The organism is Hymenobacter rigui, from assembly GCF_003944715.1.
Taxonomy (GTDB): Bacteria; Bacteroidota; Bacteroidia; order Cytophagales; family Hymenobacteraceae; genus Hymenobacter; species Hymenobacter rigui.
In genome coordinates this window covers 22,530-44,060 of the sequence record NZ_RWIT01000013.1, presented here as the reverse complement: position 1 = coordinate 44,060, position 21,531 = coordinate 22,530, and the positions used below count along the sequence as shown (strand labels likewise).

At 62.2% G+C, this 21,531-nt stretch carries 19 protein-coding genes; 5 read left to right on the top strand and 14 right to left on the bottom strand.

All coding sequences use genetic code 11. The annotated features are described in order from the left end of the window. Positions 1-9: 9 nt before the first annotated feature. From traK to EI291_RS17835, 14 genes are all read right to left on the bottom strand, one after another. Positions 10-624, bottom strand: coding sequence for a conjugative transposon protein TraK (traK, locus tag EI291_RS17900; RefSeq protein WP_125423234.1), 615 nt, complete (start codon positions 622-624; stop codon positions 10-12). A 38-nt stretch (positions 625-662) separates the two neighbouring features. Continuing rightward, on the bottom strand, positions 663-1,751 hold the full coding sequence (locus EI291_RS17895) for a hypothetical protein (protein ID WP_125423231.1): 1,089 nt from the start codon (positions 1,749-1,751) through the stop codon (positions 663-665). Between the two features lie 43 nt (positions 1,752-1,794). Further along, complete coding sequence (locus tag EI291_RS17890) at positions 1,795-2,448, bottom strand: hypothetical protein (protein WP_125423228.1); 654 nt, start codon at positions 2,446-2,448, stop codon at positions 1,795-1,797. Between the two features lie 15 nt (positions 2,449-2,463). Beyond that, on the bottom strand, positions 2,464-3,117 hold the full coding sequence (locus tag EI291_RS17885) for a hypothetical protein (RefSeq protein WP_125423225.1): 654 nt from the start codon (positions 3,115-3,117) through the stop codon (positions 2,464-2,466). A 27-nt stretch (positions 3,118-3,144) separates the two neighbouring features. After that, positions 3,145-3,702: a hypothetical protein gene (locus EI291_RS17880; RefSeq protein WP_125423222.1), complete on the bottom strand. Its 558-nt coding sequence runs from the start codon at positions 3,700-3,702 to the stop codon at positions 3,145-3,147. A gap of 31 nt (positions 3,703-3,733) precedes the next feature. Beyond that, positions 3,734-6,220: a TraG family conjugative transposon ATPase gene (locus tag EI291_RS17875; RefSeq protein ID WP_125423219.1), complete on the bottom strand. Its 2,487-nt coding sequence runs from the start codon at positions 6,218-6,220 to the stop codon at positions 3,734-3,736. A gap of 27 nt (positions 6,221-6,247) precedes the next feature. Continuing rightward, complete coding sequence (locus EI291_RS17870; protein ID WP_125423216.1) at positions 6,248-6,580, bottom strand: DUF4133 domain-containing protein; 333 nt, start codon at positions 6,578-6,580, stop codon at positions 6,248-6,250. 10 nt (positions 6,581-6,590) lie between these two features. Beyond that, complete coding sequence (locus EI291_RS17865; protein WP_073285643.1) at positions 6,591-6,908, bottom strand: DUF4134 domain-containing protein; 318 nt, start codon at positions 6,906-6,908, stop codon at positions 6,591-6,593. Positions 6,909-6,952: 44 nt separating this feature from the next. After that, on the bottom strand, positions 6,953-7,762 hold the full coding sequence (locus tag EI291_RS17860; RefSeq protein WP_125423213.1) for a hypothetical protein: 810 nt from the start codon (positions 7,760-7,762) through the stop codon (positions 6,953-6,955). A 359-nt stretch (positions 7,763-8,121) separates the two neighbouring features. After that, the gene (locus EI291_RS17855; protein ID WP_125423210.1) at positions 8,122-8,424 is read right to left on the bottom strand and encodes a hypothetical protein; all 303 of its coding nucleotides are present in this window, start codon (positions 8,422-8,424) and stop codon (positions 8,122-8,124) included. A 99-nt stretch (positions 8,425-8,523) separates the two neighbouring features. After that, entirely contained in the window at positions 8,524-9,285 is a 762-nt protein-coding gene (locus EI291_RS17850) for a LytR/AlgR family response regulator transcription factor (protein WP_125423207.1), read from the bottom strand. 34 nt (positions 9,286-9,319) lie between these two features. After that, entirely contained in the window at positions 9,320-11,161 is a 1,842-nt protein-coding gene (locus tag EI291_RS17845) for a sensor histidine kinase (protein ID WP_148103426.1), read from the bottom strand. A 202-nt stretch (positions 11,162-11,363) separates the two neighbouring features. Further along, positions 11,364-11,762 carry a hypothetical protein gene (locus EI291_RS17840; protein WP_125423202.1) on the bottom strand — a complete coding sequence of 133 codons (399 nt, stop codon included), beginning with the start codon at positions 11,760-11,762 and terminating at the stop codon, positions 11,364-11,366. Positions 11,763-12,073: 311 nt separating this feature from the next. Further along, positions 12,074-12,889, bottom strand: coding sequence for a ParA family protein (locus EI291_RS17835; protein WP_125423199.1), 816 nt, complete (start codon positions 12,887-12,889; stop codon positions 12,074-12,076). 748 nt (positions 12,890-13,637) lie between these two features. On the opposite strand from EI291_RS17835, the gene EI291_RS17830 reads away from it, so the two are divergent. From EI291_RS17830 to EI291_RS17810, 5 genes are all read left to right on the top strand, one after another. Beyond that, on the top strand, positions 13,638-13,961 hold the full coding sequence (locus EI291_RS17830) for a plasmid mobilization protein (RefSeq protein ID WP_125423195.1): 324 nt from the start codon (positions 13,638-13,640) through the stop codon (positions 13,959-13,961). Further along, a complete protein-coding gene (locus EI291_RS17825; protein WP_125423192.1) occupies positions 13,958-14,827 on the top strand; it encodes a relaxase/mobilization nuclease domain-containing protein in 870 nt (289 codons plus the stop codon). The genes EI291_RS17830 and EI291_RS17825 overlap by 4 nt, the downstream gene beginning before the upstream one ends. A gap of 136 nt (positions 14,828-14,963) precedes the next feature. Then, positions 14,964-16,973 carry a conjugal transfer protein MobC gene (mobC, locus tag EI291_RS17820; RefSeq protein WP_449547231.1) on the top strand — a complete coding sequence of 670 codons (2,010 nt, stop codon included), beginning with the start codon at positions 14,964-14,966 and terminating at the stop codon, positions 16,971-16,973. Between the two features lie 221 nt (positions 16,974-17,194). Next, complete coding sequence (locus tag EI291_RS17815; RefSeq protein WP_125423189.1) at positions 17,195-19,339, top strand: DUF3945 domain-containing protein; 2,145 nt, start codon at positions 17,195-17,197, stop codon at positions 19,337-19,339. A 105-nt stretch (positions 19,340-19,444) separates the two neighbouring features. Next, on the top strand, positions 19,445-21,517 hold the full coding sequence (locus EI291_RS17810) for a toprim domain-containing protein (protein WP_170172711.1): 2,073 nt from the start codon (positions 19,445-19,447) through the stop codon (positions 21,515-21,517). Positions 21,518-21,531 lie beyond the last annotated feature (14 nt).

Here is a 21,531-nt window from a genome sequence, read left to right as displayed (position 1 = left end):
GGGTAGGGCTTAGCGGGGCTGGGTGCTGAGGTCTTCGTTGCGCAGGACCCGCCAGTTCTCCATCAGGAAGCCGTGCGGGTTGTTCTCCGAGCGCGTCACGTCGCGCAGGGAGCATTCCGAGAGGAAGTTGCGGGTGGTCACCGAAGTGGCTCGAATTACCCGCTGGTGCCCGTAGCACCGCGCCACCAGGGGACGGGAATTGGTTATCACCACGCTATCCACGCTCATTTCCAGGCTGATGTTGGCGGCAATCAGGTCGTTGTAGAAGCCCTTCTCCTTGAAGTTCTCGTACTGCCGCTTCGCGGAGTTGTCGGCCAGGTACAGCGCCTTGTTCACGTTGCTGTCGATGGCTTTCTGGTCGGGGTCCAGGGTGAAAAACAGCTCGTGGAAGCGCGTGACGTGGGCGCGGGCCTCCACCGGCCGGTTGGCCCGCGCATCCCGGGCGCCGGCCGTGAGCAGTTGCCCGCCTTCCAGCACGTAGATGCGGTTGGCGGCCGCCGTGGTGGTCTGGAATGCGAAGTAAGCAATGGCGCCGGCCAGCACCAGCACTGCCACGATGAAGAGCAGGGCCAGCGTTTTGACCTGCTGGAAGGCGGAGTCGATGGTTTTCAGGGATGCGAACATGGCTAGGGAGGGCTAGTGAGGAATAAGTGGGCCCGGGCTTAGGCGGAGCGGCGGCCGAAGACTCGCTCCCGCAGGGCGGTGCCGGCGCGGTGGCCCAGCTGCTCGCCCCAAGACCGGTTGTCAGTAGCGGCGGCCGCCGCAGCCGGGGCTGCGCCCAAGCGGGTGGCCGCCCCGGCCGCGGCGCCTGCCGTGGCGGCGGTGCCCACCAGCGCGCCCTGCATGGCGCGGGCCACGCCGCTCACGCCCGAGGCGGCCAGCATCATATCCGTGATGAAGGGAATGACCAGATAGCCGGCAATGGCGATGCAGAGAAAGACCAGGTAACCGAAATCGGCGGAGTCGACGCCGGCGCCGGTGTTGAGGCGGCCGATGTCGGCTTCCAGCATCATCACCTGAAACTGCCCCATGATGGCCCCGAAGATGTTGGCCACCGGCACCCACAGGCTGATGGTGACGAACTGTCCCAGCCACTTGGCGATGGAGCCGGTGAAGCCGGGAAAAATGGCAATGCCGAAGGTCAGCGGACCCAGCACCGACAACACGATGAGCAGGAAGGTGGCCAGCACGTTGACGAGCAGGCGGGCGGCAATGTGAAAGAGCTCCAGGGTGTTTTTCATCCATTCCCGGAAGTCCTGCTTGACTTCGTACTTGAGCTTGTCAAAGCCCAGGGCGGCCTGCTGGCCCAGGTTGCTCATGCCCGTGGCCCCGCCCAGCTCTTCCAGCCGCTTTTCGTAGGCCTCATCCGTGGCGAAGTATTCGTTTCCCGGCTGGCGGGCCAGCAGGGCCTTTTTCTGCTGCTGCAGCTGGTCGATACGGGCGGTCTGGTCGGTGCGCACCGAATCGGTGCTGGTAGCCAGCGCACCCGTGATGCCGCGCAGGCCGCCGAGCAGCTGCGGAAACAGCAGGATGGCCAGGCCAATCAGAAAGGGGCGCAGCAGCGGGTACAGGTCGATGGGCTCGGCCCGGGCAATGTGGCCCCACACCCGGGAGCTGATGAAAACCAGGGCGGCAATGCCGCCCACGGCGCGGCCTAGGGTCACGAACTGCGCGACCAGCGGCAGCATCGAATCGTAGAGCCGGCCCAGCATCTGCTCCATCTGGAGCATCTGCATGGTAATTGAGTTCATGTCCATAGCGGCGGGAAATGCGGTGGGAGAAATGCGGCGGGAGCTAGTGGGCGTCTTCGGCCCCAATCAGGGCGAGTACCGAGGCCCGGTCCTGCCGGGCCTGCTGCTGCTGGTAGGCCACGGCCCGGCATTTGTTGGTGTAGTAAGTCATCAGCTGCTGCTGCTGCTGCATGCGGTCGGCAATGCGGTTGATGAACCTGAGGCGCTGGGCGTCGGTCATCTGCGCCCGGTTGGTGGTCATGATGGTGGCCAGCTCGGCGATGAGCGACACGTTTTCCTGCAGCAGCACCTGGTACATGGCGGAGGCTGCGCTGACTTGCGCGGGCGTGAGGCCCCGGGTGCGCAGCTCGGTTACACCGCTGGAAAACTGGGTAATCATGGCGGCCTGGGCGTCGTAGATTTCCCGCACCCGGCGGTAGTTGCGCACGCCGGCGCTGATTTGCAGCAGCGAGCTATACCACTGCGCGTGCAGGGCCTGGGTTTGGTCGGTGATGCCTTTGATGGCTGTGCTGAGCTGTTTGATGTCGCCGGCCAGCACCTTGGCCCGGCCTTTCAGCGTGGTCGATACGCCTTGGTGGAGAATCTGCTTGCGCGAGATTTGCTCGGAGATGGGCGCCGATATCACCGTTTGGGCCCGCGCCGGCCGGGCCAGCAGGCCCAGCAACGCCAGCAGGACGAATGTGGAGGCAGTTTTCATTAGCGGCGGGTAGGGTTAGCGGGCACTGGCGCCCATGAAGGATAGAAGGGTCTGGCGGTCCTGCTCGATTTGCTGGGTCGCCCGCAACTGCATCATGTTGCGCCGGGTGAAGTAGCTAACCAGGCCCAGCTGGTCGGTGATTTTGGCGTCCAGCTGGTCAATGAATTCCATGCGCTCAGCGTCGGTCATCTTGAGCATGGCGGGGCTAACCACTGTGCGCAGGTCGGCCACGGTGTTGGCCCCTTCTGCCAGCAACTGGGCGTACACGCTGGTCATCTGCGTGAGCTGCTGGGGGCTGATGTAGGGCGAGGTGCGCAGCACGTTGATGGCATCCGAGTACTGCTGGATAATTTGGGTTTGCTTGGCGTAGATGGAGCGCACCCGCCGGTAGTCGCGCACGGCGGCGCTGACTTTGAGCAGGCCGTCGTACCATTCTTTGTGTTGCTCCAGGTTCTTGCGGGCAAAGGTTTTGGTCAGTTCCTGCTCCTTTACCCCGAAGGCCACGAGCTTATTGGCCGCGGCCTCCAACCCCTTCATGGTCTTTTGCAGGCCGGTCTGCACCGCGCTTTGGCCTTCCAGCAGCGGGGCCGATACCACCAGCTGCGCCGAGGCTTGGGTAGCACTCAGTCCCAGCAGGACTAGGCTAATAAGGATGATTTTCTTCTGCATGGGCGGCGCGTTTGCGTGGTAGGTGGCTTACTGATTCCGGGTTTGCGGGTGCAGCAGGTACTTCATATGCCGCTCGGCTGCGAAGCGGGCCTGGCCGGTACCGCCCTCGAAGCCCAGCAGCGTGGGCAGCGCCTGCGTTGCCGTCACGTTGGGCTCTTGGGTCAGGGCCAGCAGCATCGTGGCCACCGTTTCGCAGCGGCCGGCCAAGCCGTTCCAGGTGGCCACGTCTTCGGGCTGCACCCGGGGTAGGCCCCGCGAGCGGGCTACCGTGCGCAGCACGTAGCGGTAGCGGGCCCAGCCGCTGCGTACCACCGGGTGCTCTTTCACCGAAGCGTCCAGGTCGCTGTCCTGCCACGTTGCCACGAACTGGGCGTAGCGCCGGGCCGCCGCCTTGTCGGCCGGCTCGGCGGTGGGCAAGGCCACCAGGCTGTCGGCCAGGGCCTGCGCAGCGGCTACCGCGGCGGAGGCGGGCGCAGGAGCAGCGGCTGCAGGGGCTGCCGCCGGCGAGTTGGCCGGGGATGTATCAGCGCCGCAGCTGCTGAGCAGCGCCAGCGGCAGGGCCAGGTAAAGCAGTGGATTGCGCATCGTTTTTTCCCTTTTGTTGATGGTTCGCCCCCTACCCTTCGCGCAACTCGGCGGCGAAGAGCTTGATAGCCGTGGGCATGTCGCCGGTCTGGCGCAGCTTCTCGAACAGCCGCACTTTCTCGGTTTCCTCGGTGGTATAGGTCACGTATTCCTCCTTCGACACCTCGATGGCGTACACCTTCGACACCACCCCGCCCAGCGAGATGAATACCTCGGTGTAGCGGCCGCGCGCGGGCTGGTTGTCGCGGTTGATGCTCAGCACTAGGTCTTTTTCCTTGGGTGTGAGCGAGAGTAGGGCCTGAATCTCCTCGAAGCGGTTGATGAACTTGCGCTGGTCGAGCAGAATCTTGCAGTCCGAGTTGTTGATGATGGCGTCCTTGACAATCTCGTTGCCGATGATGTCGTCGATTTCCTGCGTCACCACGATGGCCTCGCCGAAAAACTTGCGCACCGTCTTAAAGAGGTACTTGATGTAGGCAGCCATGCCGGGCGTGGTCAGCGCCTTCCAGGCCTCCTCAATCAGAATCATCTTCCGTACCCCCTTGAGCTTGCGCATCTTGGAGATGAAGGTTTCCATGATGATGAGCGTGACCACCGGAAACAGGATGGGATGGTCCTTGATGTTGTCCAGCTCGAAGACGATGAACGGGGCCTGCACCAGGTCCAGCTCCTTATCGGAGTTGAGCAGGTAGTCGTACTCGCCGCCGCGGTAGTAGGGCCCGAGTACGTAGAGAAAGTTGTCGAGGTCGAAGTCTTTCTCGCGCACCTTCTCCTCTTCCAGCACCTTGCGGTAGGTGCCCTTCACAAACTCGTAGAACGTGTTGAAGCTGGGCTGGATAGCCGGGTTGGCTTCGAGCATCACGTAATACAGGCTCACGGCCGTGGAGAGCGACACGTACTCGGACTGGCTCACGGTTTCGTCGTCCTTCTTCCACAGGGCCTGCAGCAGCGTTTTGATGCTTTCCTTCTTCTCCACGTCGAGCTTGCCCGAAATCAGGAAGGGGTTGAAGGCAATAGGCGCATCCTCCTCGTAGGTGAAGTACACCCCACCCACCAGCTCGCAGAGGCCTTTGTAGGAGTTGCCCGTATCCACCAGCAGCACGTGGGCGCCCTGCTCGTAGTACTGGCGCACCATGTGGTTGGTGAAAAACGACTTGCCCGAGCCCGAGGGACCCAGCACAAACTTGTTGCGGTTGAAGATGACCTGCCGCTTCATCGGCTCGTCGGAGATGTCCACCAGCACGGGCTTGCCGGTGAGGCGGTCGGAGAGCTTGATGCCCTTGGTGGCGCCGGTGCTGCGGTAGTTGGTTTCCGAGGCCCAGAAGCACACGGCCTGCTCGATGAAGGTGTAAAAGGTTTCCTCCGCGGGAAAGTCACCGGCGTTGCCCGGAATGCCGCCCCAGTAGAGCGCGGCGATGTCCACCGTGTTCTGCCGGGGCTTGCAGTTCATCTGGTTGAAGGCGGCGTTAACCAGCTTGCGCACCTCCGTCAGCTCCTCCTCGCTGCGGCCCCAGGTCAGCACGTTGCAGTGCACCCGCACCGGGCGGCGCTTGTGGGCAATTAGCTCGTTGAGAAAGGCGTGGTAGTACTCCACGTTGATGGCGTTCTGCCGGGAGTAGAGCGAGAGGGAGTTGAGCCGGTCCTTCTTCTGCTCGAAGGTTTTCACCGTTTTCTGGGTGTTGTCCAGAAACACGTACTGGTTCAGGATGTGACTGGTACCCAGCAGCAGCCCCAGCGGGGCGGCAAACGAGATGGGGAAGTCCGAGTACTCGGTGCTGTAGGCCTCGTAGCGGATGTCGGTTTCCACCGAGGTGGGCAGGTCGTCGAGGTTGGCCACCGAGAACATCTGGCAGAACTCCTGCCCTACCTTCAGCCCGTTGGTTAAATCCAGGTCCACCTGCGGGGCCTGGTCGGACAAGTCCAGCGAGAGGTACTTTTCCAGCAGCCCGGCTTTTTCCTGGGTACCGGCCAGCTCATCCGACGTAAGCCGGTGCGAGCGGATGAACGGCGCGTTGGTCGGCCCCACCCCTTCCAGCGTGCGCACGAACTGGCCTACGCTGTCGAAGAAGCTTTCCAGCACCTTCGTGTCGAGCATGTCCTTAGGCACGATGTGGCGGCGGGCCAGCAGCCCCGAGGTGCTGCCCCAGTTGGGCCGCTCCGACGAGGTTTTAGTGATGTAGAGGTAGCAGAAGTGGTTCAGGAACGGCCGCTCGTTGAAGTGCCGCTCGTAGGCGGCGGAAAGCAGCGTGCGCTCAGCCTCGAAGCCGGGCGCGTACTTGTCCTCCACGTACCAGTCCTGCTTGTGCACCACGCAGTGGTCGGGCAGCAGGCGCACGGCCTTTACGAAGGCGGCTTGCAGCTGGGCGTAGTCCTCGCGCGAGAGGGTGAAGATTTCCGGCAGCTCCAGGCGGAACACCACCGTCACGTCCGCATTTTTCGAGACGAGGCAATCCTTCTCCACCTTGTAGATGGGCTGCTTGGATTCCAGGGAAACGGAGGGCAGAACCTTGTTGCTCATAGGCAGGGAAAGCACCCGCTCCGGCCGCTACGCGCGGCCGGGCGGGTCCTGGTTGAGGCGTTGGAAAAGGCGGCTGTGCCGGTTGGTGATGTAGCGGGGCGAGGAGCGGCGGGCGGCGGCTTTCATCAGCCCATGCTCGCCGAAGCGGCGGTTCAGGGCAAATACCCCGGCCCACATGCCGCCTCCGGCCAGGAAGGTGAGCAGCACGGTGAGTACCAGCGGCACGCCCGCCAGGTAGCAGGTCACGAACAGGGCAAACACCAGCCCGATGCCGGCTACCAGAAAGTAGATGTTGCTGCCCACCAGCCCCTTGAATTCGACGGGCTTGTTGATACCCCGGTTCAGGTCATAGACAGGCATGGTGCCGGTACTAGAGGAAGAACGAGCGCACCACCGTGGCCACGATGACCAGGAAAATCATCGAGCCAAACCACGACACGGCCGTTTTCTGGGTGTCCTGGTCACCGGAGTTCCACTTGCTGTACACCTTGATGGCGCCTACCAGGCCCAGCACCGCCCCGATGGCGTACATGAGCTTGGTGAGCGGGTCGAAGTAGCTGGTGACCTGGGTAGTGGCATCCTGGATGCCGGCCGTGCCGTTGCCGCCCCCGGTTTGGGCATAGAGCAGGTGCGAGCTGAGCAGCAGGGCCAGGATGGCCAGCGAGGTACTAAAACGCTTCTGGTTCATACGAATGGGAAAGAATGAGACGTGGGGGATGGGCCGGCCGGGCACTACAGCTCGTCGGCCCCGAACAGGGCGGCCAACTCGGCCTGGTATTCTTCTAGGTGCTGGGCCATTTGCTCGGCCAGGCAGGTGCCCTGCAGGCCGGCCGGGGCGGGCGGGTTCTGGCCCGCCTGCAGCAGGGCGATGTACTCGCTGACCGAATCGGCGGCCACCAGCTGCGGCGCGGGCCCGGCCGTGATGATGTCCAGCGGGGAGGCCACCGGCTCTTCGAACGAAGCCAGGGGCTCGTAGCCCTCCGGCAGCTGCTGCTGGCGCATGGGTTCGGCGTCGAGGAGTTCGGCGCGGTGGTCAACGGCCGCCGGTGGGTCTGCCTCGGCGTGGGCCTCGCGCCGCACCAGCTCGGCCAGGCGCTCATCGGCCTGGTCGGGGGCTTCGGTCCGGGTCTGGTCCTGCGCCGCGGCCTGCTCTTCTGCCGAGGCCGAAGCAGCATCCATCGGTGTGCTGTCGTCGGCGCTCTGGTCCTGGCCGGTGGCCGTGGCGGTGGAGGCCGGCAACTGGCCTTCCACTACCGATTCGGTGGCTGGGGGTAGGTTCTCGGCGGCACCTTCCTCCGCGGCCGGGGCTTCCGAGGCTGCTGCGGTTGCCACCGGCTGGGTCGGCGCAAAGGCCGAAGTCGGCCGCACCAGGGCGGGCGGAGCCGCTACGGTGGCCGGGGGGCGGCTCGCGCCGAGCTTACTGTTCGTAAGCAGGGAGGCGAGTTCGGTGCGGTAGTAGAGCAATCCGACTACCAGGTAGTAGAGTAGAACCACGACCAGCATAAACAGGCCAAACTGGCTCCAGGTATAAGCACTGAGCATCGGCAGGAAACAAGCGTGGCACCTCGGGTCGGTCGACCTGAGCGTGGACGTGCCAAACCGCGGTTTGACTTGTGCAAACCTATTTGGCCCCAAAACCCGATTAGTAGAAAGTTGACGAACGGTTAAAATCGGGTGGTGAGGTGCACCGACTCTACACGAATGGAATGCCCTTTCTGGCCGTTTTCGCGCCAAATGGTCGAATCACCGTTGCTTCCGGCGGAGCTGCCCGCCTCGGCACCATGGGCGCATGCCAAGCGGGCCCACAGCATTCTTTCAAGCAAGACAACCCACCGAGAACACAGGCCAGCAGGCTCGGTCCCCGGTGGGTTGTAGCAGCCCGTAGGCGGGCAGTACGCTCGTTAAAGTCGTTCGTGGAGTAGCTGCCGCAGGTGGTGGATGAGCTCGGTCTTGTACGCTTCGGTTTCTGACTCAACGGCATCCGCCGGGAGCCCGGCCGCGGTCAAGGCTTCGTTGAACTCAGCCAGCCGGGCATTGGCTACGCCCATGGCTTTGGAGGCGGCCAGTTTGTCGAGGTTGTCGGCCAGCTCATCCAGCCGGTCCAGCCCCTGACTGCCGCTGCTGAGCCCAGCCTCGTTCATTGCCTCATCCAGCAGCGCCTTGGAGGCCGTTAGGTGGGCCTGGCGTTCTTCAGTTGTTTGCATAGACTCGGATAGAATTGCGTAGGTGCCAGCCCGAAGATAAACTACTGGCGGCCAACAGTCAGCGGGTGGAACAGAAAACTTGGTAGCAACGCAGCGAGACTACCCTACCAGGTGAATGCGGCTCTTGAGCTCATCCTTGCAGGAGCGGCTCACCGGCACGTATTCTTTCCCCAGCAGCACGCTGCTTTCCTCGTAGGCCTGCACGTGGTCCAGGTTCACGATGTGGGAGCGGTGGGTTTTGAAAAACTGGTCGGGCAGCTTCTGCTCCAGTTCCTTGAGGGTGGAATCAAACACGAAGTTTTCCCGCACGGTGTGCAGGCGCACGTAATTCTGCAGGGCCTCGAAGTACAGGATGTCGCTGAGCAGCACCTTGACGTGGCCCGAGCCTTTGCGCACGAACAGGTAGTCCTTAAACTTGGGGCAGCGCTCGGCCGGGCCCAGCACCTCCGCGCCGGCGTCGGCCGTGTCCAGCACCGGCCCGACCGGCCCGGCTTGGTAGGCATTGAAGAGGGCCAGCTCAATCTGCACCCGCAGCGAATCATCGGTGAAGGGCTTGACCAGAAAGCCGTAGGGCTGGGCCAGCTTGGCCCGGTTCAGGGTGGCCGAGTCGGAGCGAGCCGTCAGAAACACCACCGGCACGGCAAACTGCCGGCGCACGAGCAGCGCGGCCGCGATGCCGTCGCAGTCGCCGGCAATGTTGATGTCCATCAGCACCAGCTCCACGGGCTGGGTGGCCAGCACGCTCAGGGCCTCGTCGCTGTTGTCCACGGGCGGCAGGGGCGTGTGGCCCAGCCGGACCAGGGCGCGTTCAATTTCGCCGGCAATCAGCAGTTCGTCTTCAACAATGAGGATGGTAGCCATAGGGTGGGATAAGGGACGAGGAGACGGGCCAGCGTCACGCGCTGGCCACGACTACCTGGGTGCCCGTGGGAAGAAGGGGAACGGTCGACACGCTGGCTTTTAGCTGTCGAGCTAGGGTATTAACCAACTGCAAGCCCAGCGAATGAGTTTCGGGCGCTGTTTCCGCCCCTGGTAATCCGGCCCCGTCATCCTGCACCGTCAGCTGGAAGCCGGCGGCGGTCTGTTCCAGAGCCACGTGCAGATGACCGCGGTCCAGGTCCCGGAAGGCGTGCTTGTAGGCGTTGGTTACCAGCTCATTGACCACCAGGCCTAAGGCGCTGGCTTCTTTGGGGTCCATGACCAGCGGGGCCAAGCTGCTGGTCAGTTGGATGCGCTGCTGAGGCGTGGTGAGTGAGCGGTGCAGGGATTCCAGCAGCTCGCCCAGGTACTCGTTCATGCGCACCTGCGAGAGGTTATCGGCCCGGTACAGAAATTCGTGCACCAGGGCCATGCTCTGGATGCGGGCCTGCGAGCTGGCCAGGGCCTGTTGCAGTACGGGGTCGGGCAGGGTGCTGCGCTGCCAGGCCAGTAAGCTACTGACCAGTTGCAAGTTGTTTTTGACGCGGTGGTGAATTTCCTGCAGCAACACCTCCTTCTCGGCCACGGCCCGGCAGTTGGCCTGGTTGGCCTGGGCCAGCAGGGCTTTCTGCCGCCGCAACCGCCAGTACAAGCCCCCGCCCACGCCGATGGTGGTGGCGAGGCCGCCCAGCAGCAGCCAGAGCGAGTGCAGCTGGGCCCGCTGGCTGCGCTGCTCAAACTCGGCCGCCTTTTTCTGCTCGGTGAGCAGCTGCACGTCGTAGCGCACCTGCAGTTGGGCCAGGGCCTGCGCCTTGTTGCCGTTGAAGAGCGAATCGCGTAGGTCCTGCGCCCGAGCGTCGAGCTCATCCGCCCGCGCGGGGCGTTTTTGGTCAGCATACGCAAAGGCCAAACTGGACAGGGCATCCGCTTCGTATTCGGGCATTTTCTCCGTGCGGGCGAGGGCGAGGGCCAACTCGGCCGTCCGCTGGGCAGCCCTTGGCCGGCCCTGCAGGCGGTACACCCGCGCCAGCGAAAGCGCCGAGCTAGCCGCTTGGGGCTGGTAGTGGTAGCGCTGCATGATGCGCAGGGCCCGCTGCATGTTCGTGGCAGCGGCCGCCAGGCTGGCCCGCGAGCGGGGCGTCAGCTTGGCATAGACTTCGCCCCGAAACTGGTACACGTAGCCCAGGCCGCGGGCATCGGCCGCGCGCTGCATGTAGGGCAGGGCCCGCGTGGCGTAGTGGAGTACCGAGTCGTACCGCTGTAGTACCAGGAAAGTGTTGGCTAGGTTCAGCAGCAGGCCTCCCCGTTCCCGGGAGCTAACGGACGGGGTGGCGGCCTGCTGCCGGTAGGCCTGGCGCAGGTAGCGCAGGCCACCTGCCGCGTCCTTGGTATCCACGGTCACCAGCCCCAGGCACTGGGTAAAGCGCCACTGCTCGCGCGGGCGGTGCGCGCGGGTGAGCTCCACCCCCTGCTGGCTGTAGTGCATGGCAGCCACGTAGTCGGCGGCCCGCTCGCAGTTCACCACGAGCTCGTAGAGGGCATTAGCCGCCCGCGCCCAGTCTTGCCGGCGCCGGGCCAGGGCTACCGCCTGCTCCCCGGCCCGGCGGGCCTGCGGCACATCCTGGGCGAACAACTCGTCGCTCAGGGCTTGGAGCGCTTGGTAGCGCACGGAGTCGGGCAGCTTCGGGCGCCGCGCCAAGGCTCGGAGCGAGTCGATGAGTTGCGGCGCCCTAGGAGAAGCGGGCGTTCGGGTGTTGGCCCAGGCGCTAGGGCTGACGAGGAGCAGGCCGAGCACGGCCCAGAAGGCACCGCCCCTCACGCAGTAACAGATTTTGGGTAAGGTAGTGATTGGCAGAAAGTAGGTGTAGACATAGCGGACGGATAGTGCAGCCCCTCCCCTACCCCACCGCTAGGCGGCGCATCAGGAAAAGGCCATAGCGGGAAAGGAAGCGGCCAGCTCAACCAGAGAAGGTGAGCCGGCCGCTATACGTATCGAGAAGCCCTGGGATACCAGGGCCGCCCTATTTTTTGGGGGCCATCATCTGGCGAATCTGCTTTTTCATCGCCTTCTGCAACTGCGCCTCGTGCTCTTCCCGAAAGCGCGTGAGGATGTTATGAATGATATCCGGGGCCGACGCCCCCCCGCCCAGGATAAAGCCAAGCTGGGTAAAATATTGCTGGTGGTCGGCCGTGATGCGCAGGGTAGTCGTCTTCTTTTCCGCCGACGGCACAAACAGCTGCGCCAGGTCAAGCTCCCCGCCCGCCGCCGCGACCGGCGCGGCAACAGCTGGCTCATCATCAGCTTCCGCTTCATCTTCCGCTTCCGGCGCGCTGGCCGCGGCTGACGCAGGCGGTGGCGCGGAGGCAGGCGTGTGCGGCTCCTCCCCCACCGGCGCCGGCGCCACCGCTACCGGTTCCATCGCTTGGACAGGTGCGGGTGCTGCCGGTACGGGCGCCGCTAGCGCAGGCGCCGCCTTTTTTCCCTCTGGTTCCTTGGCTGCAGCCGGCGGAGTGGCTACGGCAGCGGGGGGTGTCGGAGCCGTCGCAGGAGCTTCCGGAGTTGCAGATGTTGGTGCCTCAGCCGGCGCCGGCGTGGGCGATGCCGGCCGGGGCGCGTCGCCCATCAGGCTGAACGCGGCGACGCCCGACGTAAGAGCGGCTAGTTCACGCTGGCGCCGCTCGGCTGCGGCTTCTTTGGATTCGGTTGTTTTCTTGGCCATGGGAGCGGGCGTTATTTAGCGTTGTCGTCGAGGGTTTCAATAGCAGCGGGAGCAGGCTGCTCAAATTCCGTGGGCGTGAAATCGATGGTTTTGCCCGAGGGGGTAACGGTACCCTTGCCGAGCACTAGCTCCAAAATTTCAGTAATCAGACTGCCCAGACCGAGTTTGCCCAACTCCTTTTCGGGCATGGGAAACATCGTGGAGCGTTTATCCTTGATGCTGACCAGTGATTCCACGCGGCTGTTGAGCAGCGGGTAGCCCTTCTCGCGGAACAACTCGGCGGTTTTGGTGTAAACTGTCCGCTTTTCCGCCTTGAGAAACTTGTTCCAGAAAGCGTAAAAGCCTTCCAAGTTGGATTCCGGCCGCTGCTTGCGGGTGAAGTTGCCTAGGATGTGCATGTAGGACATCGTGGAGGCAATCGTGCCCATGTCCGGCTCCATAGGCAAGAAGATGTAGTCCACCCGCTCCAATAGCTCCGTCAACCCCACAACGTTGACTGTACCCGGCGTATCCACCAGAATAAAATCGAACTCTTTCTCGGCCAGGGTATCAATGGCCTCAACGGCCTTCTCCACGCTAGAAATAGCAATGGGATACGGCGTTACTCCCTGCTTGATGAGTCGCTCCTGAAAAGCTACGTCGGATTGCAGTAGTTGCTGCTCATGGTTGCGGTAGGCGTGCAAGGTGTTCTGCGGATAGTCGCAGTCGAGCATCGCTACTTTGTAGCCGTAGAGGTAGCAGAGTGCCGAGGCGACGTGTGTACCGATGGTGGATTTGCCAGCCCCACCCTTTTGAGTGGCAAAGGCTATTACCCGAGTCTTGTTCATGGGGAGAGCGTTGTGTTTAGATGGCAGCTAGTTGGTGTTGTGCTTCAATGCTTCAGCGCTCCAATTTGTCTGCGTAGCGCTGAGGCTTTGCTTCTGTGCTTCAGTACATCCTAAAATTCGTGTAACACTGAAACAAGGAAGCAATGCCTCAAAGATACGTAGCTTCAGTGAAATTTAGAGGCATTGAAACGGCTTGTCGATGCACCAAGACTTCGCAGCTTCAATGAATCAATATCTCATTGAATCTTTGAAGCATCGAAGCTGTGAAGCAGAGAAGCGGATTAAAATCAAATAGACCTTTTTTTGAAGCATTGAAGCACTGAAACATTGAAGCGCGCAAAAAACTTTGTGTTTCATAAATAACATAACCATTAGCCTTGATGCAATGAAGCATTGAAGCAATGAGTCATTGAAGCAGAAATATCAAAGAGTTAGCCACAATACGAGATACTTTATTTGACCTGATATAATCATCAATAGTCAGCACCAGAAATGCTTCATTGAAGCGCAGATGCAACGAAGCACGGAAGCATACCAGCTCTAGTCCTAGCCCCGTTCAACGCCCTCGTTCAATCGGCTCGTTCATCGACCAGCAAGCCATGTCATTGTCCGGACAAACTTCGTTTGCCCGTTTCAATGACACCGCCATGTTCGCAGGCTCACATGGCTTGGCTTGCTAACTTTAGTCGCTTAGATTTGCGTAGCAAGGATTGCGTAGCCATTGCTCCTAAAGTATCGTAGATAGCTCATGGAATCAGAAAAGCCGGATGAAAGGATTGCCGACGCAGCGCGCACTTTGCGTATTGACGTGCGGGTAAGTCCAGACGAAAAGAAGGAACTGCAGGAGAAAGCAAAGGCAGCTGGCTACAAGAAGGTGTCGGCGTATCTGCGTGATGTTGGAAGGGGGGTAGAAGTGAAAGAGAGCGTACCTGCTGAGTTGCGGCGACAATTGGTTGGAATTGGCACTAACCTTAATCAGATTGCTCGTTTGGCGCAGGCCGGCAAATCGTTTAGCAACCATGAGGCGCAGCTGCTAGAGGCGTTAACAGTTATTAGAAGCTACTTGGTATGATTGCGAAAACAACTACCGGTAGTGACTTTGTAGGTGCACTAACGTACGGGGCTGGTCAGCGGCAGGGCAGGGGCAAAGAGCCAGGGGAAGCGCCACTCTTGGTAGTGGCTAATGTGATTCCAGGCAGCCCGAAAGAGATGGCGCAAGACATGCAAGCCGTAGCGGCCCGTAGCAAGCGTGTGCAGAAGCCGGTGTGGCATACGGTGCTTTCGTGGAAAGCTGGAGAGGTAGTAAGCCAGGCACAAAAGGTAGCTGCGGCCAAGCGCTATTGCGAGCTGATGGGAGCCCCGATTGACCGACACCAGGTAGTCGTGTATGAGCACCGGGACAAGCAGCATGCCCACGTGCACATCTACCTGAACCGAGTGCCGATTGATGGTGGCCCGGCGTTGCGAACGGACAATAACTTCTATCGGCAGCCGGCCATCACGCGGCAGATAAGCCAAGAGCTGGGCATGGACCCGCTGCCTGAGCGGCGGCGCAGTTTGAAGGCACTGGACCCAACCAAGGAGGCGGCGCGGCAGCGAGTGAGTCAGGCGCTGGCGCAGCTGCTGCGGCAGATGGATAGAGCAGGGGAGCAGTGGCTGGCTTTGCAATTGCAAAAACTGGCCATTGAAATTCGCTACACCCACGATAAGGGCGGGGTGCTGCGCGGCGTCAGTTTTGAAACGGATGGGGTAGCACTTCGGGGCCAGGAGGTAGGCTATAAAGGCGCGCAACTGCGGGAGGCGCTGGCGGCACCTGCGGGGGCGGCGATGGAACACAAAGCTGAGCACGAAGCCCGTCCCGAGGTATCGCCTGCATTCCTTCAAACGTTGCCTCCTCAACGGCCGAAGCCGGCGCGTCGGAAGAGGCATAAGCGCTAGGACCAGGTCGGAGACGCGGTGACCCTTCGTGTGCTGAGCGTGCACCTCACCGCTGACTTTGAACCGCTCGTCAAGTATTCCGTGCCAGCGGCAGGGTAGGGCAGTAAGTTGCTTGATTCACCAAGTGATTCAAGCGATGGAAGATGAAAAGGGGCTACGGAAAATCATGGAGTTTATGCGTCTGTTTGCCATCGGGCTACTGGCCGTAAACATCTACTATTACTGCTTTGGTTACTTCCGCGGGCTGGGCTGGACGACAGGCGTGGTAGAGCACCTACTGGAAAGCTTTACGCGTAATACGTTTCTGTTTAAGGCCAGCTGGGTAAGCAAGAGCCTGGCCGTGGTATTCCTGCTGCTCAGCTGCCTGGGCACGCGGGGGCGAGCCAATCAGGAGCTTAAAGGCCGAACGGTGGCGGGCTCCGCCGCGCTGGGGTTGCTGCTGCTCTTCGGGTCTGATGCGGTGCGCGGCCTGACGCTGGGGGCGGGGCTGACGACGGTGCTCTACGCCGGGCTGCTGACGACGGGCTTTCTGCTCTTGCTGAGCGCCGGGGCGTGGCTAAGCCGGCTGTTCAACAACGACCTGCTGAAGGACATTTTCAACAAGGAAAACGAGAGCTTCCCGCAGGAGGAGCGGCTGATGGAAAACGAGTACTCGGTGAACCTGCGTACCGAGTACCAGCTGCGCGGCAAGAAGCACCAGGGCTGGCTGAACGTGGTGAATCCATTTCGGGCCACGATGGTGCTAGGCACGCCCGGCTCGGGCAAGAGCTTCGCCATCATCAACGAATTTATCCGGCAGCACCTGGCGAAGGGCTTCTGCATGTACATCTACGACTACAAGTTTGACGACCTGAGCCGCATCTGCTACAACACGCTGCTGCGCCACCAAGACAAGTTTGACCGGCCGGTGGGCTTCTACGTCATCAACTTCGACAACCCGCGCAAAAGCCACCGCTGCAACCCGCTGCTGCCCGAGCTGATGACCGACATCGTGGACGCCTACGAAAGCGCATCGACCATCATGCTGAACCTGAACAAGAGCTGGATTCAGAAGCAGGGGGACTTTTTCGTGGAGTCACCCATCAATTTCGTGGCGGCCATCATCTGGTTTTTGAAGCTGTTCGAGAAGGGCAAGTACTGCACCTTTCCCCACGTCATTGAGTTTTTGAGCCGCGACTACGAGGAGATTTTTCCGGTGCTGGCTTCGTACCCAGAGATTGAGAACCTGGTAAAGCCCTTCGTGTCGGCCTTTCAGAAGGATGCTATTGAGCAGCTGGAAGGCCAGATTGCCAGCGCCCGGATTCCGCTGAGCCGGCTGGCGTCGCCCCAGCTCTACTGGGTAATGTCGGGCAACGACTTCACGCTCGACATCAACAGCAACGAGGAACCCAAGGTGTTGTGCGTGGGCAACAACCCCGAGCGACAGGCCATCTACGGGGCCGCGCTGGGCCTTTACAATGCCCGCTTAGTGAAACTGGTCAACCAGAAGGGCAAGCGCAAATCGTCGCTTATCATTGACGAGCTGCCCACCATCTACTTCAAGGGCCTCGATAACCTCATTGCCACGGCCCGCAGCAACAAGGTGAGCACCTGCCTGGGCTTCCAGGACTTCTCGCAGCTGGAGCGCGACTACGGGCAGAAGGAGGCCGAAGTCATCAAGAATACGGTAGGCAACGTGTTCAGCGGGCAGGTATCGGGCAATAGCGGCAAGTGGCTGAGCGAGCGGTTCGGTAAGATTCTGCAGCGTCGCCAGAGCCTGAGCATCAACATGCGCGAGACGAGCACCAGCCTGTCGACGCAGATGGACAGCATGATTCCGGCCAGCACCATTGCCAACCTGACGCAAGGCAATTTCGTGGGGGCGGTGGCCGATAACTTCGGCGAGGAAATCGACCAGAAGGTATTCCACGCCCGCATCCAGGTGGACGTAAAGGCAGTAGCGGCGGAAGCCAGCAACTATCAGCCTATCCCCGACATTACCAGCTTTATTAACCCGGCCACGGGTAAGGACGAGGCTGAGGAGATGATTAAGGCCAACTTCAACCGCGTGAAGATGGACGTGAAGGAGCTGTGCGCCCGTGAGCTAGCCCGCATCAAGCAGGACCCGGCCTTGCGCCACCTGATTAAAGAGAAGGCCGAGCAGTAGAACTGGCCGCGCATTACTGGGCACGGTAGAGCAAATGTGCTAGCCTGACGACGCCATTCGTGTACCCGGCCGGCACCTCACCCCCCAATTCTGACCACTCGTCAAGTTTCTGGTAAGCGCCTGGTGGTAGCCGATAGGTTTGCACAAGTCGAATTCCGGGCGGCTCGGCCCCTGCGCTGGGCGGTCAGGGTAACATTTTCCTTCACCTATTCCACTTTCCGATGGCCGAGCAAGATGATGCGATGACCCCAGCGCCGGACCTATGGTACCTGAGTGCCATACCGACCGCCAACGGCAACATTAGTGGGCAACTGCTACAGCGCGAGCCCGCCGGGCACACCCTGTACCAGCTTCAGATAAGCCCGGATAACTCCAGCCAGGCAGTCCTGCTGCCAGCGCCGGGGGCCGATGGCCGGTTGTTAAATGCGTTTGACAGCGCCCTGCTGCGCGCATTTACCACCAACCGGCTTCCAGGTCGAGATGACAAATTCCTAGCGGTTGAGAAGCCCACGCTACTAGAAAAGGTGGGCGACAACTGGAAAATTGCCGAACTGGGCCGCGTCGGCTTCAGCGCTACGGCGCCGGTGCACCAGGCGCCGGTAGCCGTAGCAGATGAGCTTCTGGCCACCGAACAGGCCCAGGCCCCTACGCAATCGATGCCAGGAGCTGACGAGGTAGGCCCGACTCCGAGCGTTGCGCCGGCCGATGATAAAGCTACTGCGGGGTTGGCACCCGATGAGGTGTCGGCCGGCCCGGCCGAGCAACTAAGCAGCGCCTCGCAGGGGCAGGCCCCACCGGTAGGGGAGGGGTCGGAAGCCCCCGCCGGCCTTGCTACCGACGTAGCTATTGCGGCGCCCGTGGGCGAATTACGCATTACCTGGCGGCAGCAAGGCGACGAAGTGGCCCCGCTGCTGGAAATGCGCGCCTACCTCGACCAGCTGCGCGAAGCCGGCGTGGCCGTGGGCGCGCTGCAGTTCGAGCGCAACCCGGCGGGCAAGCTCATGGGGGGCTTCGCAGTCAGCTACGACCCGCAGTCCAACAAGCTGGGCCAATTGGAAGCGACCCTGCAGGGCTTCCGGCAGGTGGGCCACGGCGTGGCCGTGGTAGAAAAGCCGGCGCAGGCCGCCGCCCGCCGGCAGGAGGTGGGCTACGACGACGGCTACGAGCCCCCGCGCAGCAAGCAGGTGCGGCAGGCATTCGGCGCCAGCCAATGGGACGCGCTGAGCGCCCAGCTCGCGGCCGTGCCCCGACACGCGCTGACCGTTCCGGAGCAGGGGCAGCAGGCCGCGGCCGAGCAGCGCGTGCAGCAGCTGGCTCAGCGGCAGGGCAAGACCACCGAGCAGGTGCTGCGCGACGGCAAGAGCATTTTTGACATTGACACCAGCGGCAACCCTGCCTCCGCTTTTCTGAAAAACTTCTATGCCCACCTGAATGGGGGGCCAAAGACCCGGCAGCACCTGGAGGTAGATTATGAGAAAACCCGCCAGGACTTGCAGGCGCGCCTGCTCAGCCGGGCGGGTAATGCCCAGGCGGAAGTTATCCCCAACCAGGTACCAACTGCCCCGAGTGCCCGCGTGGTGGCTGCAACCGACACCGACAAGCCTACTTCGGCCGAGGTTGTCGCTCCGGCGACTCACGTCGCCACGTCATTTCAGGCCAGCGAAGTGCCGCAGCAGGTGCTGGCTTCGCTGGGCTTAACTCTGCAGACGCTGGAGCAGAACGGGCAGCTGGAGAAACTACTCAGCGGCCGGCAAACCGACTTGCTGGCCATGCAGGTAACGGGCCGGCCGGACCAGGACCCCGTTCGGTTTGAGGGGAAGATGGTGCTGCGCCGCGAAACCGACGGCACGGCCACGCTGAAAATGGAATTACCCCAGGCCCGGCTGGTGATTCCCAACGAGATTGGAGGCCTGCCGTTCACCCCCGAGCAGCGCCAGCGGCTGGAAACGGAGGGCAACGCCGGCCTGCTGCGCGGCCTCAAGGACGAGCAGGGCCGCCCCTACAACGGCTACGTGGCCGTGGACAAGGCCATGAACAAGGTGGTGATTCTGCCGGAAGACAAGGTGACCCTGCACGACACCATTGCCGGCGTTAAGCTCACGCCCGAGCAGAGCCACGACCTGCGCGAGGGCAAAGTGGTGGCCCTGGCCAACATGGCCAGCGGCGACGGCGGCCGGAAGTTCGACGGTACCGTGCAGGTAAACGCCGCCAAGGCCTGCATCGAGGTGCGCCCCGCCGCGCACGAGCTGGCCCAGCGCCAAGCGCTGCCGACGCAGCAAACCGTACCGGCCGCTACCAAGACGGTCGAGCCCACCCCGGCTAAAGCGCAAACCGCGCAGGTGAAAACCCGGGGCCCGCGCCACTGAGCGGGCTGGCTTATGCCACACTTACACCATCTGCCCCCAAGCCCGGAAGCACTTTTCCGGGCTTCTTTTTTCCGGGCCTTCTCCGGTCTAACCCATCCCCAATCCATGGAACACGAGCTGACTTTTCAGAAAATCAAGGAGCAGGTGGAACTGCCCGAGTTGCTGAGCCACTTCGGTTACACCCTCAAAAAGGGGGAGCACCTGGGCCGGGGCAAGTGGCACGTATTCGAGGGTGACGATACCCTGGTTGTGTTCAAGGGCCGGGGTGGCGACTGGATGTATTTCAACGCCCAGGATGACCGCGACAAGGGCAGCGTTATCGACTGGATGAAAAACCGGGTGAGTTCGGGACGCATCGCGGGTATTGCCCAGCCGCCAGGCCGGAACTTGTGGCAGGCCGTCAACGACCACTTCCGCACCTACCTGAACCTGCCCGAGCAGCAGCGGCCCCGGCTTGAGTTGCCGCCCATTGCCGAAACGGCTCCTGGGGAAAAATTTCTTAGTATTTACACCAAGGATTGCCGGCCGCTGGAAAACACCACGTACCTGGAAGGGCGGGGCATCAGCCAGGCCACGCTACGACACCCGCAGTTCGTCGGGCGCATTCTCAACCACAGGCATACTGTGCAGCGGCCGGGCCTGCCGCCCAAAACTTACGTCAATACGGCTTTCCCGGCCTACCACGAAGGGCGGGTAGTGGGCTTGGAGCTGAAAGGTGAAGGCTTTAAGGGACAGGCGCCGGAAAGCCAGTTTTCCCGCTCGCTGTGGCTGAGCCGGCTGCCCGAGGCACAGCCCGCAACGGTGCTCGTCGTCAGCGAGTCGGCCCTCGATACGCTGTCCTACGCGCAGTTGCATCCCCAGGAAAGCGCTCTGTACGCTTCCACCGCCGGCACGCTTACCCAGAACAAGATTTTTGAACTGCAGCGGCTGCTGCGCGAGGAGCAGATTCCAGCCATCCGGGCCGCGTTCGACAATGACAGCCAGGGTCACCACTTCGACACGCGGCTGCTGGCGGGCCTGGCCAGCGACCAGAACCCCATGAAGGTCGTGCGGGAGCACGAGCATCAGCTGACCGTCGAAATCGTAGCGCCCCAGCCGGCCGGGGTGCAGGCGCTGAGCCGCCAGTTACAGGCCTACAACGAGCACACCAGCCAGCAGTTCAGCCAAGCCAATGGCATCCCTGGCACACCGGCTACGAGCCCGACGCTGCGCGATGCGCTGATACACTCGCAGAAGGCAGGCCTCCACACGTACCAGTTTCACCTGCCAATGCACCCGGCGGCGCTGCACGCCTTCAACCAAGCGGCCAGCCAGACGCTGGCCTTCGAGTACCGGATGGAGATAGTGAAAAGCCAGGGCAAGGACTGGAACCAGGACCTCAAGCAAGACCAGTTGCAGCAGGGGGTGCGGCGCGAGTTCGACCCCTTGGACGAAGACCAGCATGGCTTTGGTCAGGAACATTGGGACAATCCCACGTCGGAAGGACTAGGTAAAATAGCACAGCAGCACGAGGCGCAGGCAGCGGCTCGCACCCACGGGCAGCGGCAGCTCGTGTTAGAGCTGCGCGAAAGCCGCGATGCGGTGGCATTGCTGCCCACCCTGCGCGAAAACCTGGAGCGAGTGGGCCTGGCAATTGACCACGCGACAAAGCTCGAACCCAGCACAGCCCGCGAGATTGTCACGGAGCTGACGCTGCGCTACGCCCTTGATTCACCCCGACTATCTACCATCAGCGACGCATTGGATGCGTTACGGCAGAATCCCAACGCCAGGGTCATTGAGCCCCTGCAGGATGCCACGGAGCGCCGGCAGCTAGCTGCCGCCCGGGAACAGGAGCGCCAAGCCGGGGCATCGCTGGTGCCCAGCGGCTCGCGCACCCACGACCAAGCGCGCCAGTCTTTCATCGAGGCGGCGGGACGGGTGGCCCGCGCGCTGCGCGATGGTGCTGCTACTCTGGACGCAGCCCGTCTGCAGGAGGTCAGCAAGCAGCTGCTCACGAAGTCGGTGCTGACGGGCGTAAATCAGGAAAATGTCGGGAAGGTTTTGGCCGTTGTCGATACTTTGGATGCGCTGAAGGCCAATCCAGCGGTAGCACAGTTGCGACAAGCCGCGCAAGTGCTGCAAACGCCCGTGGCGCCCGCTCAGCAGGGGCGGCAACGCCCTGCTCCCCGTCTGTAGAGCAGTATCTAATC